We start from the raw sequence: 25,011 nt of genomic DNA, 5'->3' as shown, positions 1-25,011 counted from the left end.
TTGAAAACTTGGGCCGTCTGAACGTTTTAATTGATGTCCAAGCGTTCCATGCGGTAGCGCATGGAGCGGAAGCTGATGCCCAAAAGTTTGGCGGCTTGGGTACGGTTGTAACGGGTTTGCTGCAAAGCCTGCTCGATGATACTGCGTTCCACTTGGTCGAGGTAATCCTGTATCTGCATGGTGCGCGGATCAAACGGCGGAATGGGACTGTGATTGAGCGTAGTTTCACGCGCGTCAGGTTCGGCAATATCGTCAAAGGAGAAGCCACTGCGTTCAGCCTTAACTTGTGGGGCGTTTTGAATCTGCAAGTCGTCCACTTGTATCACTTGGCCAACCGTCAGCGCAACGGCGCGTTCGAGGATATTTTCCAACTCGCGGAAGTTGCCGGGGTAGCTGTAATGCAACAGGGCTTCTTGGGCTTTCGGGCTGAGTTTGTAGGTTTGATTGCCGTGACGGTGTTTATACAGCAGATACAAAATCAGCGCGCCCAAGTCTTCGCGCATTTCGCGCAAAGGCGGCATGTGCAGGGAGACTACGTTAAGGCGGTAATACAAGTCCTGACGGAATGCGCCGCTTTCAACCAATGCTTCGAGGTTTTTATGGGTTGCACAAATAATGCGCACATCCACAAAGGTTTCCCGCGCATCGCCGATACGGCGCACGGCTTTTTCTTGAATGGCGCGCAAGAGTTTAACCTGCATGGCAAGCGGCAAATCGGCAACTTCGTCAAGGAACAAAGTACCGCCGTCAGCGTGTTGGAAAAAACCTAAACGGTCTTGATCCGCGCCGGTAAAGCTGCCTTTTTTATAACCGAAAAATTCGCTTTCCATCAGGTTTTCAGGAATGGCACCGCAGTTGACGGCAATAAACGGTTTGTCGGCACGGTCGGACAGCTCGTGAATCGTGCGCGCCGCCTGCTCTTTACCCGTACCGGACTCGCCGGAGATATAAACGGGAACAAGGCTGTGGGCCAATCTGCGAATCAGGTGGCGTACTTCGACCATTTGCGGCGAAGTACCCAACAGGCGCGGCATATCGTCCTCGCCTTCCAATATAGGTGCGTCTTGTTGCAGAGCAGGATTGATGCTGCCTGCCGAAAAACGCTCTTTTAAGGAATTGAGCCCTTCCGGAACAGTCAAAGGCCGGTTAAATTCGCTCTGTACGCTCTTAGGAGGCGTAACGATAGGCTTGGCCGGTTGAGGTTCGGGTTTATACAGGGCGGCAGAAACAGGCGCAGGCTGCGATTTGACTTTTTCAGACGGCGTGGGTTCGGCAGTATTATCGGAAACCGATACTGCCGATTTGACCAATGAACGCAATTGCGACAGCGTAATCGGTTTTTGCAGATAATCAAACGCCCCTGCTTTCAAGGCTTCAACGGCTTGGTCGGCATTGCCGAAGGCCGTAATCACGGCGACGGGTGTGTCGAGCATCAGTTCATCAATGTATTGGACAACCTCGAGACCCGAGCCGTCGGGCATACGCATATCGGTCAACACCAGCGAATAATCGTTGTTGTCCAGCCTGTCTTTGGCTTCTTCAACACCAGCCGCAGTATCGACGCGCAGACCCATTTTCATCAGGGTCATTTCCATCAGGTCGCGGATGTCTGCCTCGTCATCGACAACCAAAACCGGCTCTTGCAATTTATTCATCCTGCGCTTGCTCCTTCGGTAAAATCAATTCAAACCCGTTCATTTCAGGGTGATAATGCAGCTGCCCCATATTGGCGTGTGCCAACTCGCGTGCGACGTAAAGCCCCAAGCCGGTGCCTTGTTTTTCGGTGGTGTAAAACGGCTCGAACAAATGATTTCGTACATCGGGTGGCACGCCTTTGCCGTTGTCCGCCACTACGATGGAAATATGCATCCTGCCGCTTGAACGGATAAGGACGGTAATGGCGTTTTCGTCCTGACGGCTGTGTCGCCACGCATTGTTGCACAAGTTCCACATCACTTGCTGCAAATGCATAGGATCGACCAATACGGTCAGGTTGTTGCCGTCCATATTCATGCGCAAACAGCCGATGGCATCGGGATTGTTCAAGGTAAATTCCTGCTTGAACTCTAACCAGAATTTCATCAGATTAATCGGCTGGCGGCTGATGTTGTCTCGTTTGTTAAGCAGGGATACGTCTTCCAACATCTTGTCGATGCGTTGGATATTGCTGTCGATGATGTTGTAGAGCTTGGCCTTGAGCGGATCTGCCTCATCGCCCTCTTGCAACAAATCGCTGGCATGACGGATGGCGGACATCGGATTACGGATTTCGTGAGCAAGGTTGGCAGTCAACTGTCCGAGCGAAGTCAGCTTGGTGGACATGGCCTCCGCAGCCACTTCACGCAATGAACGGACGTACAGCATCAGCAGCTCGGTCTGCTCCTGAATCAGCGGAACGGCACGGACGTGCATGGCGTGTTGGAAAATATGGATATCGGTTTCAAAAGGTTTGTCGGGTTGACGCTGCCAGCGTGCCACCAATTCGCCAAACACGATTTCCTGCTGATCGATAATCAGGCTGGGGAAATAGATTTTTGCCTGCTTGTTAAACAGCCACACGCGTTGGGTCGCATCAATCACCACAACCGCTTCCTGTACGCGGTTCAAAACCAAATGATTCAAGCCGCTGATACGGCGGTAGGCCAGTTGATGACGGCTGGCGGACTCTGTGGCCTGCTCCAGATAACGGGCAGCAAACGATGTCAGCATTGCCACCAGATAGCCTGCGCCGATCAGCATCGAAGAATTCACCATTGATTTTGCGTCCCAATTAAACGAATCGAAACGCATACTGCCGTCTAAAAACAGGTTCAAAATAAACAACATTGCCGTATAGCCTGCATACAGCATGGGGTAATGGCCATAACTGAGCAGACACGACGTGGCGACAAACGGCAAAACCAAAATCCCGAAACCGGAAGCCGTACCGCCGGAGATATACACCAAAACCATCATCATGGTAATGTCGACCACAGCGCTGGCATTGGGTAAATCCAAAGACTGCCACTGCCAGCCCGGGCGGAACACGGAGAGCATAATCAGGAAGAAATACAGCGTTACCCAGATATAAAACTCAACGTCCGGCAACGAAACGCCAATCAGGTTGCCGCCTGTGTAGCTGCCGAAAGCGTGCAAAACCAAAAGCGGTAAGACGATGGCTATTCGGGCAATGTTGATTACACCGGGAATCCGCTCCCTCAGATTACCCAGTTCTTGAAGATTGGCTCTGTTCATAAGTGAACCTTTTTTATTATCATGCAATGTCGTATAAATTTAATTTATTTAGATATATTTGTTCTTGTTTCAGGACAAACTTTTCAGACGGCCTGATATTTCCAATACCTTGCCTTTTTTACCGCGTTTGCCGTCAATATCGGCAATACGCAGTTTTTCCTGATGTTCTGCACCGCGTCGGCCGACCGATACAACGGTAAATTCAGGAGAAGTCGTCACCATAATGTGTTCCAAAGATGCACCATCAGCCAACGACATCAGCTGCAAACCGCGGCCTTTAGGCATGACTTTAAGCTCGCCGATGGAAAACGCCAAGAGGCGGTGGTCGCTGCTGGCCAGTACGACTTTGCAGTCGGGATTGATCAGCGAAGAAGCATAGACGGCAACCGGCGGCAGGACGGTTTCGCCGCTGTCCACGGTCATCACCACTTTACCCGCTTTCACGCGTCCGACCATATCGGCCAACTTGGTGATAAAGCCGTAGCCGCCGCTGCCTGAAAGCAAGTAATGCTGTTCGGGCTGGCCGGTGAGCATGGCGACAGGTTTCGCGCCATTTTGCAGCTCGATTAAAGATGAAACCGGCACTCCATCGCCGCGTCCGCCGGGGATTTCGGCGGCATCGAGCGTGTAGGTTCTGCCCAATGAATCCAAGATGACAACGGGTAAAACAGTGCGGCCTTCAAGGGTTTGTTTGAGGCGGTCGCCTTCTTTGAACGCGGTTTGGCTCAAATCGAGGTTGTGTCCGGCACGGCTGCGTATCCAGCCTTTTTCCGACAGAATCAGCGTGATGGGTTCGTCGGCAGTAGTTTGCGTCAACACGGCGCGTCCGGCTTCTTCCACCAGTGTGCGGCGCGCGTCGCCGAACTGCTTCATGTCCGCCTGCATCTCTTTGATAATCAGCTTGCGTTTTTCGTTTTCGTCGCCCAAAAGGATATTCAGACGGCCTTGTTCTTCGCGCAACTCGTTCAATTCTTTTTCGAGTTTGAAACCTTCCAAACGCGCCAACTGACGCAGGCGGATTTCCAAAATGTCTTCGGCTTGAATTTCGGTCAGCCCGAACGCCGCCATCAAATCGGCTTTCGGGTCGTCTGATTCGCGGATGACTTTAATCACTTCGTCAATGTGCAGAAAGACTTTCAGACGGCCTTCAAGGATGTGCAGCCGTTTTTCCACTTGGTTCAAACGGAATTTCAGACGGCGTGTTACGGTCACGACGCGGAAATCCAGCCATTCCTGCAAAATCGTTTTCAGGTTTTTCTGCGCGGGGCGGTTGTCCAGCCCCATCATCACCAAGTTCATGGACACATTGCCTTCCAGCGAAGTCTGTGCCATCAGCGTGTTGATGAAGGTATCCGTATCGATGCGGCTGGATTTTGGTTCAAATACAAGGCGCACAGGATGTTCGCCATCTGATTCGTCGCGCACGCGGTCGATTAAATCCAGCATCAGCTTTTTGGTATTAAGCTGGTCTTGGTTGAGCTGTTTCTTGCCTGCTTTCGGTTTCGGGTTGGTCTGCTCTTCGATTTCGGCAAGGATTTTGGCGGAGTTGGCGTTCGGCGGCAGCTCGGTCACAATCACGCGCCATTGTCCGCGCGCCAGCTTCTCGATTTCGTAACGCGCACGCACACGCACGCTGCCTTTGCCGGTTTCGTAAATCCGGCGCAATTCGTCCGCCGGCGTGATAATTTGGCCGCCGCCGGCAAAATCGGGCGCAGGGATGTATTGCATCAGGTCGGCGGTTTCCAGCGTCGGTTTCTTCAACAGCGCAATCGCTGCCTGCGTGACTTCGTTTAAATTGTGTGATGGGATTTCGGTCGCCATGCCCACCGCGATGCCCGACGCGCCGTTGAGCAAGACCATAGGCAGACGTGCTGGCAGGTGTACAGGCTCGTCAAACGCGCCGTCGTAGTTCGGCACAAAATCCACCGTCCCCTGATTGATTTCGGACAACAGCAATTCCGCAATCGGCGTCAGCCGTGCTTCGGTGTAACGCATCGCCGCCGCTCCGTCGCCGTCGCGCGAACCGAAGTTGCCGATGCCGTCGATTAAGGGATAGCGCAAGGTAAAATCCTGCGCCATGCGGACCATCGCTTCATAGGCAGAACTGTCGCCGTGAGGGTGATATTTACCCAAAATCTCACCGACCACGCGCGCCGACTTCACCGGCTTCGCACCCGCCGTCAAACCCATATCGCGCATGGCAAACAAAATACGCCGCTGCACAGGCTTTTGGCCGTCTGAAACTTCAGGCAGCGCGCGGCCTTTGACCACGCTCATGGCGTATTCGAGATAGGCGCGTTCGGCGTATTGCCCTAACAGCAGGTAGTCTTCGCCGATAGGAGATGGGCTTGGAGCGGAAATGTGTTCTGTCATCAGGATGGTAAAACGAAATAAATTAAAGAAGGATATTGTAAAGCAAAATCGGTAGTCATAGCCAATTTGAGTGATGAACGGTAGCACAGCAACAATAAGGCTTACCGAATCAGGTCTGCAAATGGAATCCGTTTCGACAAAAAAGGCCGTCTGAAACCATTTCATGTTTCAGACGGCCTTTTCATTTTGGTATTAAATCAAAACTTTATTATTCCGCAGTAGCCGGTTTGGCCGCAGTTTTAATGGTTAAGGTCAACGCGGCGGCGATGGCGAGGAAAACACCGGCAAAAGTCATCGCGTTGGCAGGGTTTGAACCCAAGAAGGTTTTGTACACCCAGCCGAAAGATACGGTTTCAATCAGCATTGGAATCACAATCATCATGTTCACAATACCCATGTACACGCCGTAACGCTCTTTCGGAATAGAACCGACCACAATCATAAACGGCACGCCCATCATACTTGCCCAACCGACACCGAAACCAATCATCGGCGCAAACATCAGATATTTGTTGCCGATGTGCGGAATGGTGAGCAAGGCCAGCGCGGCAAGGGTTACGGCGAAGGCGTGAACATATTTGGCGGCATATTTGCGCGCCATCCACATCAGGCCGAAGGCGGAGATAAAGGTTACAACGTTGTAGAAACCGTTTACCAAACCGGTCCATGCAACCGCTTGACTATACGCTTCGGTATTTTCAACAGTCGAATCCCAAACGGATTGAACGATACTATGGGAAATATATTGCCAGTAGATGAAGAGTGCGTACCATTGGAAGAGATACACCAAGGCCAGTTGCCACAGGGCTGTCGGCATTTCGCGGACAGCAACGATAATATCTTTAACGGCATGGGCCGGACCGCTCGGCTGGGCTTTAATGGCCGCCATTTCTTCAGGGCTGGGCTCGCGTTCGGCCGTTGATAAAACGGTAACCAAAACCGAACCGATGGAGCAGACCGCACCAATATAAAACGAACCGAATACCCAATACGGAATACCTGCTTCGGAAGTTTGTTGCAACCAGCCGATTTGTTGGAAGATGTAGAGGGAAACGTTGGCCAGTGTAATACCCAAACCGGTAAACACAGACTGCATCAAGAAACCGGTGGATTGCTGGTGTTCAGGAACGGTATCGGCAATAAAGGCACGGAAAGGTTCCATTGCCGTGTTGTTGCTGATGTCCAAGAGCCACAGCAGCAATACGGCCACCCACAAGGCGGTAACGTGCGGATAGATAAAGAGACAGAGGCTGCAACCGATGGCACCAATCAAGAAATACGGACGGCGGCGGCCCAATCCAGGTACCCAAGTGCGGTCACTCATCGCACCAATCATCGGCTGCACCAGCAAACCGGTAATCGGACCTGCCATATTCAAAATCGGCAACTGGCTCGGGTCGGCATGAAGAAAGCTGAAAATCGGATTAATCGCAGTTTGCTGCAACCCGAAGCTATATTGAATACCGAAGAAACCGAAGTTCATCAGCATAATCTGGCGAAGTGTCATCGCCACTTGTGGGGAGATTTTCATAGGAAGGCTACTCCTGGGTAATAAACTATGGAAACAACAAACTCCAATTTCAGCGGTATGACGCTTTTATTGTATTTGGGCTGCCCTTTTTACTGAGGCAACTCCGTTTTCAGACGGCCTTTATTTTGACCGTTTACATGAATCTTATTTTGATGTGTGTTTGTGTTGTTTAAAGCTTATTTTCAGGCCGTCTGAAACTATTTATTCATCACAGACTGACGCCAGATGATTTCCCCAACGACCTTGACTGACTGAACCGCACCGGTCGGATGTTCGATGTATTGGAACAGCAAATCCGCCGCCATCGCGCCCATACGCAGATACGGCAGTTCTGTACTGGTCAACGGCGGAAACAGCGTTTCCGCAATCGCGCTGTGGTTATCATATCCGGCAACCGAAACTTGCTCGGGAACCCGCACGCCGCGCGTCCTCAAAATCCCGTACACGCGCACTGCCATTTCATCGTTACCGCAGCAAATTACCGTCGGCGGAAGCGGCAAAGACAGCAGCTTCAAAATAGCCGAAATTAAAGACCCGCTGTCGTTACTGAAGTCAGGATAACCAGTTTGCACCAAATCAGGATCGAAGACAATATCCGCATCAGCCAAAGCACGGCGGTATCCGGCCAATCTCAATCTCGTCGCTTCCACGCCCGGCTGCAAAGTCACATAAGCAATCCGCTTGTGCCCGCTTTGGATAATCCGGCACACCAAGCCATACTGCCCTGCTTCGTCATCCGGCAAAACCGCAGGCGTACCCGCCGAATCGAAGCAGTTAACCAACACCATCGGGCAACGGTTGGACACTTCCGGCAGCAATACTTCCTGATGGAAACCTGCCACATATAAAATCCCCTCGGCACGATGCTCCATAAAGGTACGAATCAGCGGCTCCATCTGACCGGGCTGACCCGGCTTGTTGTCGATGTCGGCAATCATCAAAATCTTGCCTTGTGCGCGAATCTGCTGCTGAATGCCCTTAATCAAGAACATATCCGGTATGCCGTGCCCGCCCGTATTTTCGCCTGTCCGCGAAATGGCGCCGGTAATCAGACCGACCAATCCGGAACGGTGTGAGCGCATAATCCGAGCCGCAGAAGACGGGATATAGCCCAAAGCAGCAATCGCTGTTTCTACTTTGGAACGGGTTTTATCACTGACCGGCGCATCGCCGTTAATCACCCGGCTGACCGTCTTGGGAGATACCCCGGCATAAGCAGCGACATCATAAATTGTAGCCATCTTACGGACCCGTCCCGACAAGATTTCAATAATATTACATAGGATAACACAGCAGACATCGGTGTCATACCCCCTTTTTTACAGAAACTTGATGATAATCAACCATTTCTATTGCATTTTGCATACATTTCTTAAGCAAAACCGACCCTACCACCTCCCAAAAGTTGTGCAAATTTGTTAAACTACAAACAACTATAAAAAGCAGAAAATAGATACCCTGCTTGTTTACCGTTACATACTAAGGAAACGAGATGTCCTCATACTCAGACGCATGGCAGGCCTTGGAAGCCCATCATGCCGATACTCAACACGTTACCCTGCGCGAACGCTTCGCCGCAGATGCCGAACGTTTCAATAATATGCACGAAATTCTGCACGGTTTGTTATTTGATTACAGCAAAAACCGCCTAGATGAAAACACCCTTGATTTATTGTGCCAACTGGCCGAAACGGCCGATTTGCCGCAATATATGCAGGCCATGAGCAGCGGTGAAAAAATCAACACCAGCGAACACCGCGCCGTCCTCCACACTGCCCTACGCCTGCCTGCCAATGCCAGACCTGTTTACGTTGACGGCGAAAACATCGTGCCCCATATTCATCACGAACTCAACCGCACCCTCGAATTCGCACGCCAACTCCTAGACGGCACCCACGCAGGCATTACCGGCAAGCCGATTACCGACTTGGTTCATATCGGTATCGGCGGCTCCGATTTAGGGCCGCGCATGGCCACACAGGCGCTGCAACCTTATTGGCAAAACATCCGCGTCCACTTTGTCAGCAACTCCGATGATGCCGACCTGACCCAAACCCTTCTCGGCCTCAACCCCGAAACCACCGTATTCAGCATTGCCAGTAAATCATTCCGCACACCGGAAACCCTGCTCAATGCCTATGCAGCGCGTACTTGGTACCGTGATGCAGGTTTGCCCGATTCCGGCATCTACCGCCACTTCTGCGCCATTTCCGCCGATGTGGCCGCTGCCCAAAACTTCGGCATTTCCCCCGACAAAGTCTTCGCCATGTCCGACTGGGTCGGCGGCCGCTATTCCGTTTGGTCGCCCATCGGCCTGCCGCTGATGGTTGCCGTCGGCGAAAAAGCATTCCGCAAAATGCTGGCCGGCGCACACGCGATGGATACCCATTTCTTCGAGACACCATTCCGCCGCAACATTCCCGTCCTGATGGCGCTCATCAATGTTTGGTACAACAACTTCCAACATGCAGACGGCCAAACCGTTGTCCCATACAGCCACAACATGCGCCTCTTTACCCCGTGGCTCAACCAACTCGATATGGAAAGCCTCGGCAAACAGCGTACTTCAGACGGCCAACCTGTTTCCTGCACCACCGGCGGCATTGTCTTTGGTGATGAAGGCGTCAACTGCCAACATGCCTACTTCCAGCTTCTGCACCAAGGTACGCGTCTGATTCCGGTTGATTTCATCGTCCCCATGACCACAGTCTACGGCAACCACCGCCAACACCGCTTTACCGTTGCCAATGCCTTCGCACAAGCCGAAGCGCTGATGAAAGGCAAGACCTTAGACGAAGTGCAAATCGAATTGGCCGCCCTGCCCCAAGACGAACGCGACCGCCTTGCACCGCAGAAAGAATTCCCCGGCAACCGTCCGAGCAACAGCCTACTTATCGACAGCCTGACGCCTTTCAACCTCGGCATGCTGATGGCGGCTTACGAACATCGTACTTTCGTTCAGGGCGTAATTTGGCGTATTAACCCCTTCGACCAATGGGGCGTGGAATACGGTAAAGAGCTGGCTAAAACCATCGAACCCGAGCTCGAACGCGGCACGCCGGTACACGACAGCTCCACCAACGGTCTGATCGCCTTCTACCGCAACTGCAACGCAGCATCGAAGACCGTCTGAAAATAAAATGTCCGTAAAACAAGCATATCTGCCTGTCTTACGGACATTTCAAAACCCGATCGGCTTATTCCAACAAAAGGCCGTCTGAAACTTAATTTGTCAAAGTTTCAGACGGCCTTTTATTATTCGATAAAGATAGCAGAAGTTCATTCGCCATATCCCCATCTTTGCTACAATATCCCTTTTCTTTTTTATTGATTCCAATATGACAACCGCACCCCAACCCAGCACTTGGCGCAAGATTTTTTCGCGCAAAATGCTGATCTGCATTTTCACAGGCTTCACTTCGGGGTTGCCGCTTTATTTTCTATATAGCCTGATTCCAGCATGGCTGCGTAGCGAACACATTGATTTGAAAACCATTGGCCTATTTGCATTGATTGGTTTCCCCTACACTTGGAAATTCATCTGGTCACCTCTTTTGGACACCGTACGCCTGCCATTTTTAGGTTTACGGCGCAGTTGGATGCTGATTACCCAAATAGCACTCCTATTGCTTTTGGCTTCCTATGCATTTGTCCGACCGCAAGAGCATTTATCCATCATCTTAGGCTTAGCTTGTGCTACAGCATTCTTCTCCGCCAGCCAAGATATTGTGATTGATGCATTCCGACGCGAAGTACTGTCAGATGAAGAATTGGTATTAGGCAACTCGCTGTATGTGAATGCCTACCGTATTTCTTCATTAATTCCGGCCTCATTAAGTCTGATTTTGGCCGACAGATTGCCTTGGTCAACCGTCTTCATCATTACTTCCCTGTTTATGATCCCAGGTTTACTTGCGACCTTGTTCATAGCACGCGAGCCAGATCACTCAACTCTTGAAACCAAAGGCTTAAAAGAAACCGTTATCGAACCATTTCACGATTTCTTTACCCGCCAGAGTGTGAAGCAGGCTTTGACTATTTTGGCGTTCATCTTGCTGTATAAACTGGGCGACAGCATGGCAACTGCTTTGGCTCAACCGTTTTATCTCGATATGGGCTTCTCTAAAACCGATATTGGTCTGATTGGAAAAAACGCAGGTTTATGGCCGGCTGTAATTTTTGGCGTTATCGGCGGCATTTGGATCACCAAACTTGGGGTTAATCGTGCTCTGTGGTTATTCGGTTTGATACAGTGGGTCACCATTTTAGGCTTTGCATGGCTGGCAAGCTTCGGACATTTTGACCATGTCGGTGCATCGGAACGAATCTTTTTAGCGGTTGTAATTGCGGCTGAAGCAATCGGCGTCGGCTTAGGCACAGCAGCGTTTGTCTCGTATATGGCGCAACAAGCCAATACAGCATTTACGGCAACTCAATTAGCCCTTTTTACAAGCCTATCTGCCGTACCGCGTACATTCATGAACGCAACGGCAGGCTATCTGATTGAAGCGATGGGTTACTTCAATTTCTACTGGCTGTGTTTCGCTTTGGGCATACCGGGCATGTTGCTGCTGTTTAAAGTGGCACCATGGAATGGCGAAAAAGTGAGTAACTAGATTGCCAGTCTAAAACTTCTAGTAAAACAAAAGGCCGTCTGAATGTTCAGACGGCCTTTATCATACAAAAACTTTATTCGGCAGCAGGTTTGACAGTACTGCGGACATCACCGCTTTTTTCTTTATGTTTCAAAACAGCGCGGTCAAGCTTATCCATCAAAACATCAATCGCGGCGTACATATCCTGTTCAATCGCTTCAACGTGCAAATCTTTGCCTGCCAAATGCACATCGGCTTCGGCTTTTTGATTGACTTTTTCCACCGAGAGCGTAATGGTCACAGAGATGATGTTGTCAGCATGGCGATTGATTCGTGCCAACTTATCGGAAACATAGTTTTTGATGGCTTCGGTAACATCAAAATTCAGACCGGTGATTTTCAGATTCATGATACAGCTCCTTCGGTTGATTAGTCCGTCAAAACGGATCGGAATATATCTACTCGGTAAATTTTCGTTTGTGTGCCGGTGGTATGTCTAATGATTCTCTATATTTAGCAACTGTACGTCTAGCGATTTCAATGCCGCGTTGTTTTAATAATTTGACGAGGGTCTCGTCCGAATAGGGTTTGCTGCTGTCTTCACTTTCAATCAGCTGGCTTAATACGGCTTTGATTGCGCCTTGGCTGAACCCTTCGCCATCATCGTCGGCATTGACTGCCTGTGTGAAGAAATAGCGTAACGCAAACAGGCCGCGCGGGCAAGACAAATATTTCTGGTTGGCGGCGCGCGAGATGGTACTTTCCGCCAAACCCAATTCGGCGGCGGCATCTTTCATCAGCATGGGCGACAGGCCGATTTCTCCGAAAATGAAAAAATCTTCCTGATTTTTGACGATATACTCGGCAAGGCGGAGGACCGTGCTTTTACGCAGTTCCAAAGAATCAATGCGCTGTTTGGCTTCACTGATTTTTTCCTTCCACTCCGGCACGCCCTCTTCCGCCGATTTCATCAGGTCGCAATATTCCTGATTGAGCTGCAGCTTCGGCCAAGCCGCCTCGTTGCTGATGACTTCCCAGCCGTCCTTGCCCTCTTTGACCCAAACGTCAGGCTGAATATAAGGTGTAGGCGTGGCAGAGGCGAAACCGTAGGCCGGATAGGGATTGAGCTCGGCAATCATATCGAGCGCGGCTTCTATGGTTTCGCTGTCGGTATCGGGATAGAGTTTGCGGAAACGCAGAACGTTTTGTTTGCGGTTTTTGCCTAACTCTTGAAGCGAACTTTGCACCAAATGCGCGGCCATTTGTCTAGCCGGAGAAGCCGGCAAACGCATTAATTGCAGCATGAGCGACTCGGTCAAATCGGCAGCCGCTACGCCGGGCGGCTCAAAGGTTTGCAATACATCCAGCGCATTTTGCAGGACCTCTTCGTCCAGCATCCAATCCAACGGCGTGTGGTCGATGATTTCTTCGAGGCTGTCGGTGAGGTAGCCTTGTTCATCCAAAAAATCAATCAAAACGTGAACATAGGCCGCTTCCACTTGCGAGAGCGGATGCTCGCACACTTGGGCATGCAGATAGTGTTTGAAATCCTCTTCTTCGGCGATGTTGCTCCAAATATCTTCGGCATCGTCGCCACTCAACTGCTGACCTGCGCGCGGCATGGTGACGGCACGGTTGAGCCCACTATCGGCAAACTCATCAGTTTCCGGACGCTCAAGCAGAGGATTGTCCAACAACCAGTCTTCCACTTCGCGCTCAAGCTCAAGACCCGACATCTGCAAGATGCGCAAAGACTGCTGCAGCCGCTGGTTAAGCTGCTGGGTCTGTTTAAGTTTAAGGACGAGTGAAGACATAATGTTTGATAGTAAATGTGCTTTATGGATTTCAGACGGCCCGTCAGATACAGGCCGTCTGAAAGTATCAAATATATTGTTTATATATTAGATGATTATTTCAATATATTATTCTTTTATCAACCGATAAATGAATTATTCAACAGTAGAGATGGTTTCTAACGGTAAAGCAAACGTAATAGGCAGAACAAAAACCATGGCAACAGGCTTCCCGTGATAGGTAGCGGGTTGAAATTTTGTCTTCAAAACTGCTTTTCGTCCTGCCGCATCTAAACGCGGGGACCCACTACTCTTTTGTATCCATACAAATGCTTTGCCATCTATATTGATAAAGACATTTAATACCACAGTCCCTTCCTCGCCATTCTCTGTAGAAAGCTGTGGATAAGGTGGGGGAGCAACTTGGACAGGTTTCGTCTTTATCTCTTCTTTGAATCCATTTGGCACAGTATAAAAGAATCTGAATTTTTTAAGGCTTTCCAGTGTCTTACAATCCATTTGTTGGGTTTTCTGATTATAAGTACACTCTTTATAAGGCTCGACTTGTTTTGGCAAACCTACTTCTTGAGCAAGTTTCAACAATTCCAGCGCATCCACTTCCCAATGGAGGCTTTTTCCCAATTTACCCTCTTTATCCACGATAGCTGTCGCCGTTACGATACCGGTTATCGGCCTGCCATTTTTATCTATCACGCCTTGGCGCACACCCATATTCTGCAATGGCAGTTCTGGCATTGCATGCACAGTGGTAGCTGCCAAAACGGCAAAGGCAAACAAAAAAATTCGTTTCAACACAGATGCACCTTTTCAGACGGCCTAAACTCAATATTTGAAATTTTCACCCAAATAAACCGAACGGACTTGTTCATTGTTGACCAAATCATCCGGCTTGCCTGAAGCCAATACCGTACCGTCGCTGATGATGTAGGCACGGTCGCAGATGCTGAGGGTTTCGCGCACGTTGTGGTCGGTAATCAATACGCCGATACCGCGTGATTTGAGGAACTCGATGATTTTCTGAATATCGATGACGGCAATCGGGTCAACGCCGGCAAAAGGTTCGTCCAACAAAATGAAACGAGGCTGCATGGCCAGCACGCGCGCGATTTCGACACGGCGGCGTTCGCCACCGGACAAGGACGGCGCAGGGTTGTTGCGCAGGCGTTCGATATTCAAATCGGCCAACAGTTTTTCCAGTTCGGCATCGATGCGGCTTTTGTCCTTCATGCTGATTTCCAAAATGGCGCGGATATTTTGTTCCACGGTCATTTTGCGGAAAATCGAGGCTTCCTGCGGCAGATAGCCGACGCCGAGGCGGGCGCGTTCGTGAATGGGCAGGTGGCGCAATTCTTGTCCGTCCAGCATCACGCTGCCTGCATCGGCGGCAATCAGGCCGACTATCATGTAAAAGCTGGTGGTCTTACCCGCGCCGTTGGGGCCGAGCAGGCCGATGACTTCGCCGCTTTCGATTTCAAGGGAGAAGCTTTTGACGACTTGGCGTTTTTTGAAACTTTTTTGCAGGTTTTGAACCACAAGACGGCTGTTGTTTGCGCTCATATTCTGTTGACTTTCGATATTGATCTCAGGCCGTCTGAACCTTTTTCAGACGGCCTTTTTGTGTGTTTTCTTATTTGTTTTTCTGCGTGCTGGACGGCTGGATGACCACGCTGACGCGGCCGGATTTCGCGGCGGATTTCACACCGGATTTGGCGCTGCCGTTGATGGTGTAAACCTCGGTTTTGGTGTTGTACGTGATGACCGCACCTTCGGCCACATCGCCGCCGCGCTGTACTTTGGCATTGCCGGACAGGGTAACGAGGTTGGCTGCGGAAGAATACGTCACGGTATTGGCTTGGCCGTTGACCACGCCTTTGCCGCCGTCCAACTCTTGGCTGAATTTGACGGGCGAGCCGGTGGCTTTCATCAACTGCTCGCTTTTGTCGTTGCGTGAAACGGTTACGCTGCCGGCACGGATATTGAGCGTGCCTTGTTTGATGATGACGTTGCCGGAAAAGGTGGTGCTTTGGTTGTTTTGGTCAAGCGAGCCTTGGTCGGCTTCGATTTGAATCGGCTGCTTGCTGTCGCTTTGCAAGGCAAAGGCCGGGCTGGCGGCAAAAACGGCAACAAGGGCTAAGGTTTTACAAATTTTTTGTATCATAAATTGTGGCTTTCACTTTGGAAGGGAAATTCAGCAAACCGGTTTTGTGGTCATAAGTCATGCCGTTTGCCTGACCGCTGGACTGTCCGTATTGGAAAGTAACCGGGCTGTCGGTATGGGCGTATTGTGCTTCGGTATCGACATTCAAACGTTCGGTTTTGACAATGCCGGCCAAACGCTTGGCATCTGCCGCTTTGTTTAAGACAACATTCTGTTCGAAAACGACTTTTTTGTTTTGGATATTGTACACGGCCTTGTCGCTGCCGACTTCGTACAACAGGCTGCCGTCGCGGTAAAACGAAAGATGCGGTTTGTCCAAATGCACGTCCACGCTATTGGGATATTGAACGGCATCGGCCGCGCTCAGGTTTTCTTTCAGACGGCCTTCTTGGTCAAAACGTTTGCCGTTGATGCCTTTCATCGAATATTGCGGCTCATTCGGATTGAGGACGACTTCTTCGACCTGCACTTCGCTGATGCGGCCGAGCCACGCCGCCAGTGCGCCGAGTGAAACGGCCAACACCAGCGGAAAGGCGATTCCGTAACGCCATCTGATTTTCATCGTACATACTCTTTCAAAGCAGGTTCAAGCGTACCTTGCGCCTGCATAATCAAATCGCACACTTCACGCACCGCGCCTGCGCCGCCGGAACGTCGGGTTACATAATGGGCGTATTGCAAAGTAAACCAATGCGCTTCAGGGACGGCGACCGCCAATCCGCAACGCACCATCACGGGCAAATCGACAACATCGTCGCCGACAAAGGCGCACTCATGCTCCTCCACACCGGCCTGTTCGCGTAATTGGGCGTAGGCGGCACGTTTGTCGTGAATGCCTTTGAAGTAATAGTTGATACCGAGCTGCTTCACGCGGATACCGACGGAAGGCGCATCGCGGCCGGTAATAATCGCCGTTTGCACGCCGCTGGCCTGAAGCATTTTCAAACCGTGTCCGTCCAAAGTGTGGAACGATTTGATTTCTTCGCCGTTGTCGCGGATAAAAATGCGGCCGTCGGTCAAAACGCCGTCCACATCCAGTATCAGCAGTTTGATGCCTGAAGCGCGTTGTTGCAGGTCGGAAGAGAGGTTTTGCATAAGGTTTCCTTATTTCAGACGGCCTATTCTAGCATAAGGCTGTCTGAAAACGTTTTTGCCGTCGATTTAGACAATTCGTGCCATCAATAAATCGTGCATGTTCAGTGTGCCAATCAGCATGCCGTTTTCTTCGACCACCAGCAAACCATTCACATGGCCGCTTTGCATGGCTTTCAAAGCTTCGGTGGCAAGGCGGTCGGCGGAGATGGTTTTCGGCGAAGCGTGCATGATGTCGTCCACTTTCAAACCGGCAAAGCTGTCGCGTTCTTGAAACAGACGGCGCAAGTCGCCATCGGTAAATACACCTTTCAGACGGCCTTCGGCATCGGTTACCGCCAACATGCCCAAACCTTTTTCACTCATACGGACAATGGCCTCTTTCAACGGCGTACCCAACAAAACGGCAGGCAGGGCTTCGTCTTTGTGCATAATATCAGCTACGCGCAACAGCAGGCGTTTGCCCAAGCTGCCGGCCGGATGGCTTAAAGCAAAATCGTCGGGCGTGAACGCGCGTGCGCGCAGCAATACCACCGCCAGCGCATCGCCCAAGGCCATCACGGCGGTCGTACTGGAAGTCGGCGCAAGGCCGAGCGGGCACGCCTCTTTGGAAACCGCCGCGGTAATGTGAATATCGGCATGACGCGCCATGGTCGAAGTCGGATGGGCAGTGATGCAGATAAGCGTGATGTTTTTACGTTTCAACGCCGGAATAATCGCCGCAATTTCATCGCTTTCGCCGGAATTGGAAATGGCAATCACGACATCGTGGTCCACAATCATGCCCAAATCGCCGTGCGCCGCTTCGGCAGGGTGGACGAAAAACGCAGGCGTGCCGGTCGAAGCCATGGTTGCCGCCATTTTGCGGCCGATATGTCCGGACTTGCCCATACCGGTAATGACGACCCTGCCCTTGCAGTGCAACAACGCTTCCGCCGCACGGACAAAATCATGGTCCAAAGCCGACGCAATTTCACGCAAACCTTCGGCTTCCGTATCCAATACATCGCGCGCCCAGTCGAGATAAAGTGTGTTTTCCGCCATCAAAGCCGCCTTTCATGCTTGAATTTAGGTTTGTTTTGCCCAAATTAATCGGCTGTAAACTGTTCAAATTCATCGAATCGGCGTAGCATTACCGCCACTTCACAAACAAACCTATTATGTAAAAGGAATCAGAGATGACTATTTTATCGGACGTTAAAGCATTAGGACAACAAATCTGGTTGGACAACCTCTCCCGTTCGCTGGTACAAAGCGGCGAATTGGCCGAAATGCTCAAACAGGGCGTATGCGGCGTAACTTCCAATCCTGCCATTTTCCAAAAAGCCTTTGCAGGCGATGCCCTGTACGCCGACGAAGTAGCCGCGCTCAAACAGCAAGACCTGACCCCGAAACAACGCTACGAAACCATGGCGGTTGCCGATGTGCAATCCGCTTGCGACGTGTGTCTTGAAGAACACGAATCCACCGGCGGTAAAACCGGCTTCGTCAGCCTCGAAGTTTCGCCTGAATTGTCCAAAGACGCACAAGGCACGGTTGAAGAAGCGCGCCGCCTGCACGCCGCCATCGGCCGTAAAAATGCCATGATTAAAGTACCGGCAACCGACGAAGGCATCGAAGCGCTCGAAACCCTCGTTTCAGACGGCATCAGCGTCAACCTGACCCTGCTTTTCTCCCGTGCCCAAACCCTCAAAGCCTATGCGGCCTACGCGCGCGGCATTGCCAAACGTTTGGAAGCAGGACACGACGTTTCCCATATCCAAGTTGTCGCCAGCTTCTTTATTTCCCGTGTCGATGCCGCATTGGATGCCACCCTGCCCGACCACCTCAAAGGCAAAGTCGCCATTGCGCTGGCCAAAGCCGCCTATCAAGATTGGGCGCAATATTTCGGCAGCAGCGAATTTGCCGCACTTGCCGAAAAAGGTGCCAACCGCGTACAACTTCTGTGGGCATCTACCGGCGTGAAAAACCCTGTCTATCCTGACACGTTGTACGTTGACAGCCTGATTGGCGCCCATACCGTCAACACCGTTCCCGATGCCACACTCAAAGCCTTTATCGACCACGGCACCGCCAAAGCCACTTTGACCGAAGGTGTGGATGAAGCCAAAGCGCAGCTTGCCGAAACCGCGAAACTCGGCATTGATGTCGAAACCTTGGCAACTCGTTTGCAGGAAGACGGTTTGAAACAATTTGAAGACGCTTTCGCCAAACTGCTTGCTCCCTTGGCTTAAGCGGATTGAACGGACGGCCGAGAAACTTAAATCATTTTGAAAAGTCTCAGGCCGTCTGAAACCCAAATTCGGGCGTGTACGGCACGCCCTTTTCTATCACGATTTGAACACCGTGCAGGCATACTGCCCCTGCCCTACAAAAACACCTTACCATGTATATAGGACGTTTCGCCCCCAGCCCTACCGGCCTGCTTCATATCGGCTCCCTACTGACCGCCGTCGCCTCCTATGCCGACGCATGCGCTCATCAGGGCAAATGGCTGGTCCGCATTGAAGACCTTGACCCCCCGCGCGAAATGCTCGGCGCCGCCGCCGACATTTTGCGCACGCTTGAAGCCTTCGGCTTTGAATGGGATGGCGAAGTCGCCTATCAAAGCCGCCGTTACGACCTATATCAAGACACCCTCGACCGCCTCAAAGCAGCCGGGCTGGTGTATCCCTGCTATTGCAGCCGCAAAGACTGGCAGGCGGCGGCAACACATGGCGCAGACGGATTTGTATATAACGGCCGTTGCCGCAATCCTCAGCAAAGACCCGATACGCAAAACAAAACTCCGGCATGGCGCATTCAAGTTCCCGATCGCGTAATCGGTTTTTCAGACGGCATTGTCGGACATTACGCACAAAATCTGGCACACGACATCGGCGATTTTGTCCTGCTTCGTGCCGACGGCTATTGGGCATATCAGCTTGCCGTGGTTGCCGATGATGCCGATCAAGGAATAACCCATATTGTCCGTGGTCAAGATTTGCTCGTTTCCACGCCGCGCCAAATCTATCTGCAACAATGCCTCGGCATTCCCACACCGGCCTACGCCCACCTTCCCCTATTGACCAACAGCCAAGGGCAAAAATGGTCGAAACAAACCCTTGCCCCGGCTTTGGATTTGACTCAAAAAGAACAGCTTCTCCGCCAAGTCCTAACCTATCTCAACCTACCTGATGCACCTGCTGTGAACCGTCCGCAGGAATTGCTTGATTGGGCGGTGACACACTGGCAAATGGACAAAATCCCAAAATCGTCCATTATCACGGACTGAATTAGCATGATTACAACAAAATTACTCTAGGTATTACAATATTTCATAAAATTATGTAAGTAATCTTCCGATTCATCCCAAACCATGCCCAAGAAGCGAAGAAATCATGTATATTCCAAAAATTTCCTAAAATTGTCACAAACTGATAATTTCAAGGTTGTAACAACATACGGCTGACGCGTTATTGAGGATGACAAAACGCGGCAGATCTCCCACGATACAACAAAAAGAATACCGCTATGCCAAGTGCCATTATTGTAGAAGACGAAGTATTAGCAGCAGAACGCTTACGTGTATTATTGGAAGAGTGCAATGTCGTACTGCTGAACGTCTTTCACCATGCCATGCCAGCATTGGAGTGGCTGAGCGTCCACGAAGTCGACATCGTCTTTGCCGACATCGGCATGCCGGAAATCGACGGTCTCGAATTTGTCGAACGCATTAAGCGTACCGCCAAGCGCCAGCCGGAAATTGTATTCACCACAGCCTACGAAGAACACGCCCTGCGCGCGTTTGAGCTGGCTGCCGCAGACTATCTGCTCAAACCGATCAAAATGACCCGCCTGCAAACCGCACTTGACCGCATCATCGAGAAAAACCGCGAAAAAGCAGACAGTTTCACCCATTTCAAAGTGTACAACCGCGAACGCATGGTCGAAATCCCATGGCAACAGGCACGTTACCTGATGGCGGAACACAAAACCGTCTATCTGTTTACCGGCGACGGCCACAGCTACGAATTACCGAAGACCCTAGTTTACTGGGAAGAGTTGCTTGGCGACAAAGTCATCCGCATCCATCGCAATGCCCTCGTATTCCGCCACACCCTCGACAGCCTGATTCGACTGGACGATGACGAAAACGACGAATCCGCATCCACATGGGGCGCTAAAATTCTTGATATTCCGACCCCACTGCCAGTCAGCCGCCGACAACTGTCCACTCTACGGAAAATCATTAAAAACAGCATCTAAAATGCACTCCTTGAATGGCTCTTTTTAAATCAAAGGCCGTCTGAAAAGATATTTTCAGACGGCCTTTTAACTTATCAGCCAAATAGTAGAAAATTAAAAAAATAGCCCAAGTCTGTCATTTAGCTTTATCCAAGCTTTCAATTTGATCAAACCCTGTTATATCCACAAACAAACTTTTCCATTTTTTAATCCAGTATCTCTCAATTACTACCACTCAACAGAAAAGGCCGTCTGAAAAATTCAGACGACCTCAATATCCAAGCCTTACAGATTAAAAGAACAATTCACGCCAGCTGATACGTTTGAGTCCGCATGTACGGCCTTGAACTTCCAGACTGTCCAATTGGTTAGACAAGAGACTGCGATCACCTTTGGTTGCAAAACATTTATTGTTTGGCACGCTCGGCGTAGCGTTCAGCTCCTTATCCGTACCCGTGCCGCCACTATCGCCATCGGCAGTTACCGGAGAATCGTCGGCTTTACTGGAATTCATATAAGTAAAGTTGATAACGCCATCAAAAGTCATACCGTTGGCGTAATAAATCTGGCCATTATTCTCGCGCTTGATAAACTGACGATCCTTACTGGAGATACGCGCATCACGCAAGCCCAAACGGCCGCCGTTTTCGGCATTTACGCCCAGAATAATCGTTTTTGCAGTCGTTTGTGTGGATGTACTGTCCGGCAAACAAACATCGGTACTGGAAGAATCAGTATGAATTGTTTTGGTTTCATACTTACGAATGGTCAGAACAGCTGTACGCAAAATCATCGTCGGTTTGACAGTCACACGTTCATTCGGACCTAAAGTCAGACTCCAGCCTTTTTTGCCTTCACCAACCTTATTGTCGCTGACATAAATGTGTTCGTCGACACTTTCTCTGGTTTGCTGTTCCAACTCACTACTTTTCGCCAAAACTGCATCAGTAGATACATCATCGTAAATACCGTAAACGGCATTGATTTGTCCATTGGTATTGGTCAATTCATTCTGATAAATCTCGCTACCCGTACCAAAAATAACGACATACTTATCTTTACTGCGGCGTGATACCGCAGGCGCAGACGTAATCGGTTGATTACCCGAACCTTGGAAAATCATTTGTGCCGACCATTCAGACGGGGTTTTACCTCTTAAGTCGAAGCGGAACATATTGCCGTAACGGTCGCCTGCATAGGCAATATCGACAATGCCATCAAAATCAGTGTCCACCAAAGTTGGTGTAGAAAGCCCACCTTTGCCATTTGGTGCAGGAATTTTTTTATCCCTAAAAAGTTCACCGGCTTTAGAAACCTGATCACCAGTATTTTTTGTGCCCGCTTCTTTACCTGTCATATCATAGACATATAAAGCTGTGTCATTATCCTCACTATTCACGTCCTCAGTACGATAGCCGCTAGCCAAGAAACCCGCATAACGCACATTAGATTCCAAATTAACCGGAGTGGTATCGCGCTTGATGGAAACACGGCCGATTTGTGTCGAACCAATGGTATAACCGAGCTTATTGTCAGAGCCTTTTTTTGTTTCAAACAAAGGCACAGTCGTATTCCAACCACTACGATCACTGTTAGCTACCGCACCAATATCCAACGCATACGCACCGCGTCCACCCTGACCCATCGCACCAAACATAAAGGTTTGCTTCTTATCAGGCGTTTGACGGAGAACAAAGCCACCATTGACCATATAGCGGTGTGGCGTACTGGAGCCATAGCCATCGCGTGCAATATCTTTCAGAACTTTACCCAAAGTTGTTGCTTGACCTTGATTGTCCTCGCGCTCCATAGCTGCCGGAATATAGCTTAGTTTCAAGTCATAAGGATTACTAGACGTACCATTACGGAAAATATGTACCATGCCGTCATTGGCAGCGGCGACCAAAAACTCTTGACGGTTGTCGCGCTTATCGCCAATAGTCGCAACCGAACCGTCTAAAATATCGCCCAAATTACGTTCATCTTTATTTGGATCATTAGGGTCAGTTGGACGGATACGATAAGACTGGTTATAACCTTTTGCCTCTGCATCCGCTTTGATGGCTTCATCACTACCTGCTCGGCCAGTCCATTTCAGCAATGCATTTTTCCATTCCAACTTATCTTTCGCACTGCCGTCTGAAATGCCAAAATCGGCGTTTGAAGCCTCATTATCTGCAACTCTATCGATGAAATAGGTCTTACTGCCATCATTAACCAAAGTAAGACGGTTATTAAATGATGGCTGAACAAACTCAGTCGTATTAATAGGCGTACCATCGCGGTTTAATTTATAAAACCGCAACTGACTGCTCCAAGAGCCGGTATTTAAATGAACCGTTGCTGCCATATCGGGAATACCCATACTGGTCGTTGCCGGCGCAGTTGAAGCTGCCCCTTCAAATTTCATTATTTTGCTGTCAGTTTCAATATTGTCGATAATGGTTTTAAAGGCCTCAAGCAAATCTTCTTTTTTCTCAGCGTTAAAGTACCAGTCTGGACGGCTCGCACCATTTTTCAGATACTCTCTCCCAACTTCAGAGATTCCTTCACCAAAGCCCACGGTAAAAGTCTGAACCAACTGTTTGCTGTAATCTACGCCTTTAGGATCGCTTGGATCACCATCCCAGCTCTTGCCTGCATCATCTAGACGCTTTGTTGGCTCAATCGCAGGTTTAATATCTTTTTCTGCCAAAGTCTGGCTAAAGAAACGCATACCGCGTTTTTCATCCTTATAGTTTCTATCCCAATAAGGAACAATAATTTCGCCAATACCTTCAACTTCAGGTTTACCATTCTTATAATCAGGTAAAAAAACCCAATTGCCAGATGCATCTTTTCTATACCTTGTATTTTGACATTGGAATTTTTTTTTCGCTTCCGGAATCTCTTGGGTCGGATCATAAATCGGCAAATCAAAATAGCCAAATTTTTCACCCTGCTTATGATTATTCTCATAAGCTTTTGCCTCAGACGGCCCAAAATATCGGTATGCAGGCGTATCTGCACTATGCTCAATAGCACGGTAATAACCTGAATAATAATAATCTCTATCGTAGTTAAAGTTGGTATTACGCGACTTACTCGGATCCTCCCCATAACTCTGATTGCTACAACTCATATTGGCATCACCGTCCGACATCACAATCACATAAGACTTCTGACAACGGTATTTGATGTTGGGCATCACAAAGTTTTTGACTACTTCATAGTAGCGACGCGTGATTGGCGTAGCATGACCGGGATCAATACCATCTACCCTCTTTTGAACGTCCTGCCAATCATCGGTAAAGCCCTCCTTATCTGGAATATCAGTACCACCATTATTATGCAGGGTTTGCAAACCCCACTGGAATTGTTGTTTTTTGCCATACTCCTGCAATACTGACTTTAGAGCCTCCTTGGTAATCGTTATTCTTTTATCAGCCAATACAGGTGTTTCCTTACCTTGCACATTCCATTGCATACTGCCCGAGTCATCAATCAAAAACATAATATTGTGTTTGACTTTGGGTTGGCCGCTGACGTCGGTTTTGTTTTGCAGGTAAAAAGGAGTTTGGGCAAATTGCTGCGTATTTGCCTGAACGGAAATGCTGATGAGCGCTAAAGCGGAAGCGACGCTTGCATGAATGAGGCGATGACGGCCTGATGGAGCGTTTTGCATAATGTGTTCTTTTTTCATCGGATAATCTCAGCTAAAAATGACGTTGTTTTTATTTTTTATGGGGCTACGATTTTAGCATAAACAGCCTGTTTCATGTTTGATTCGGATGAATTTCCCTACACCTGCATTTCAAACACAACAAAAATGAAACAATCTGCCTGCTCAGTTTTCAGACGGCCTGACTGAATATTTAGTTCAACCTTATTCATCAGGCATTCCAAAAGCAAGGGACTGTACCATAAAGATAAAACGTTTTTAGATTATCGATTATTTGCTCTACGCTTGAAATTCCTATTACTTTGACTTAAAATACACTGCTTCTA

General features: G+C 49.7%; 19 protein-coding genes. 5 read left to right on the top strand and 14 right to left on the bottom strand.

Translation table 11 applies throughout. From position 1 onward, the window contains the following. Positions 1-26: 26 nt before the first annotated feature. The 5 genes from KCG54_RS01580 to KCG54_RS01560 form a co-directional block, all read right to left on the bottom strand. Complete coding sequence (locus KCG54_RS01580) at positions 27-1,655, bottom strand: sigma-54-dependent transcriptional regulator (protein WP_254324446.1); 1,629 nt, start codon at positions 1,653-1,655, stop codon at positions 27-29. Beyond that, positions 1,648-3,234 carry a two-component system sensor histidine kinase NtrB gene (locus KCG54_RS01575; RefSeq protein WP_254324445.1) on the bottom strand — a complete coding sequence of 529 codons (1,587 nt, stop codon included), beginning with the start codon at positions 3,232-3,234 and terminating at the stop codon, positions 1,648-1,650. Before KCG54_RS01575 ends, KCG54_RS01580 begins: the two co-directional genes overlap by 8 nt. Positions 3,235-3,303: 69 nt before the next feature. Then, complete coding sequence (gene parC / locus KCG54_RS01570; protein ID WP_254324444.1) at positions 3,304-5,607, bottom strand: DNA topoisomerase IV subunit A; 2,304 nt, start codon at positions 5,605-5,607, stop codon at positions 3,304-3,306. 208 nt (positions 5,608-5,815) lie between these two features. Then, the gene (locus KCG54_RS01565) at positions 5,816-7,138 is read right to left on the bottom strand and encodes an MFS transporter (protein ID WP_254324443.1); all 1,323 of its coding nucleotides are present in this window, start codon (positions 7,136-7,138) and stop codon (positions 5,816-5,818) included. 197 nt (positions 7,139-7,335) lie between these two features. Continuing rightward, entirely contained in the window at positions 7,336-8,379 is a 1,044-nt protein-coding gene (locus KCG54_RS01560) for a LacI family DNA-binding transcriptional regulator (RefSeq protein ID WP_254324442.1), read from the bottom strand. 251 nt (positions 8,380-8,630) lie between these two features. Between KCG54_RS01560 and pgi the strand changes: the two genes are divergently transcribed. Continuing rightward, positions 8,631-10,271: a glucose-6-phosphate isomerase gene (gene pgi / locus KCG54_RS01555; RefSeq protein WP_254324441.1), complete on the top strand. Its 1,641-nt coding sequence runs from the start codon at positions 8,631-8,633 to the stop codon at positions 10,269-10,271. Positions 10,272-10,476: 205 nt separating this feature from the next. Then, complete coding sequence (locus KCG54_RS01550; RefSeq protein WP_254324440.1) at positions 10,477-11,754, top strand: AmpG family muropeptide MFS transporter; 1,278 nt, start codon at positions 10,477-10,479, stop codon at positions 11,752-11,754. Positions 11,755-11,827: 73 nt separating this feature from the next. Here the strand turns inward: KCG54_RS01550 and hpf are convergent, their stop codons facing one another. From hpf to KCG54_RS01510, 8 genes are all read right to left on the bottom strand, one after another. Then, entirely contained in the window at positions 11,828-12,142 is a 315-nt protein-coding gene (hpf, locus tag KCG54_RS01545; RefSeq protein WP_049335299.1) for a ribosome hibernation-promoting factor, HPF/YfiA family, read from the bottom strand. Between the two features lie 49 nt (positions 12,143-12,191). Next, on the bottom strand, positions 12,192-13,547 hold the full coding sequence (rpoN, locus tag KCG54_RS01540; RefSeq protein WP_254324439.1) for an RNA polymerase factor sigma-54: 1,356 nt from the start codon (positions 13,545-13,547) through the stop codon (positions 12,192-12,194). A 135-nt stretch (positions 13,548-13,682) separates the two neighbouring features. Next, on the bottom strand, positions 13,683-14,324 hold the full coding sequence (locus KCG54_RS01535; RefSeq protein WP_254324438.1) for an energy transducer TonB: 642 nt from the start codon (positions 14,322-14,324) through the stop codon (positions 13,683-13,685). Between the two features lie 45 nt (positions 14,325-14,369). Beyond that, positions 14,370-15,104 carry an LPS export ABC transporter ATP-binding protein gene (gene lptB / locus KCG54_RS01530; protein ID WP_003679854.1) on the bottom strand — a complete coding sequence of 245 codons (735 nt, stop codon included), beginning with the start codon at positions 15,102-15,104 and terminating at the stop codon, positions 14,370-14,372. Positions 15,105-15,174: 70 nt separating this feature from the next. Continuing rightward, positions 15,175-15,705, bottom strand: a complete 531-nt coding sequence (gene lptA / locus KCG54_RS01525; RefSeq protein ID WP_003748337.1) for a lipopolysaccharide transport periplasmic protein LptA — start codon at positions 15,703-15,705, stop codon at positions 15,175-15,177. Then, entirely contained in the window at positions 15,686-16,267 is a 582-nt protein-coding gene (gene lptC / locus KCG54_RS01520) for an LPS export ABC transporter periplasmic protein LptC (protein WP_254324437.1), read from the bottom strand. The genes lptA and lptC overlap by 20 nt, the downstream gene beginning before the upstream one ends. Then, positions 16,264-16,800, bottom strand: a complete 537-nt coding sequence (locus tag KCG54_RS01515) for a KdsC family phosphatase (protein WP_049348781.1) — start codon at positions 16,798-16,800, stop codon at positions 16,264-16,266. The genes lptC and KCG54_RS01515 overlap by 4 nt, the downstream gene beginning before the upstream one ends. 66 nt (positions 16,801-16,866) lie before the next feature. Then, positions 16,867-17,841, bottom strand: coding sequence for a KpsF/GutQ family sugar-phosphate isomerase (locus KCG54_RS01510; protein ID WP_254324436.1), 975 nt, complete (start codon positions 17,839-17,841; stop codon positions 16,867-16,869). 134 nt (positions 17,842-17,975) lie between these two features. Here KCG54_RS01510 and tal point away from each other — a divergent pair, with 134 nt between their 5' ends. The 3 genes from tal to KCG54_RS01495 all read left to right on the top strand — a co-directional run bounded on the left by tal (position 17,976) and on the right by KCG54_RS01495 (position 21,045). After that, positions 17,976-19,031 (top strand): transaldolase, encoded by a 1,056-nt coding sequence (gene tal / locus KCG54_RS01505; protein WP_254324435.1) that lies wholly within the window; start codon positions 17,976-17,978, stop codon positions 19,029-19,031. A 152-nt stretch (positions 19,032-19,183) separates the two neighbouring features. Further along, positions 19,184-20,071: a tRNA glutamyl-Q(34) synthetase GluQRS gene (gluQRS, locus tag KCG54_RS01500; RefSeq protein WP_254324434.1), complete on the top strand. Its 888-nt coding sequence runs from the start codon at positions 19,184-19,186 to the stop codon at positions 20,069-20,071. Positions 20,072-20,310: 239 nt separating this feature from the next. Continuing rightward, positions 20,311-21,045: a LytR/AlgR family response regulator transcription factor gene (locus KCG54_RS01495; protein WP_036493381.1), complete on the top strand. Its 735-nt coding sequence runs from the start codon at positions 20,311-20,313 to the stop codon at positions 21,043-21,045. 271 nt (positions 21,046-21,316) lie between these two features. Here the strand turns inward: KCG54_RS01495 and pilC are convergent, their stop codons facing one another. Further along, entirely contained in the window at positions 21,317-24,706 is a 3,390-nt protein-coding gene (gene pilC, locus KCG54_RS01490) for a PilC family type IV pilus tip adhesin (protein ID WP_254324433.1), read from the bottom strand. Positions 24,707-25,011: the final 305 nt, after the last annotated feature.

The sequence above is a fragment of the Neisseria subflava genome (assembly GCF_024205705.1).
GTDB lineage: Bacteria > Pseudomonadota > Gammaproteobacteria > Burkholderiales > Neisseriaceae > Neisseria > Neisseria subflava_D.
The sequence above is the reverse complement of the archived record's forward strand: the minus strand, read 5'-3'. Positions and strand labels throughout refer to the sequence as shown.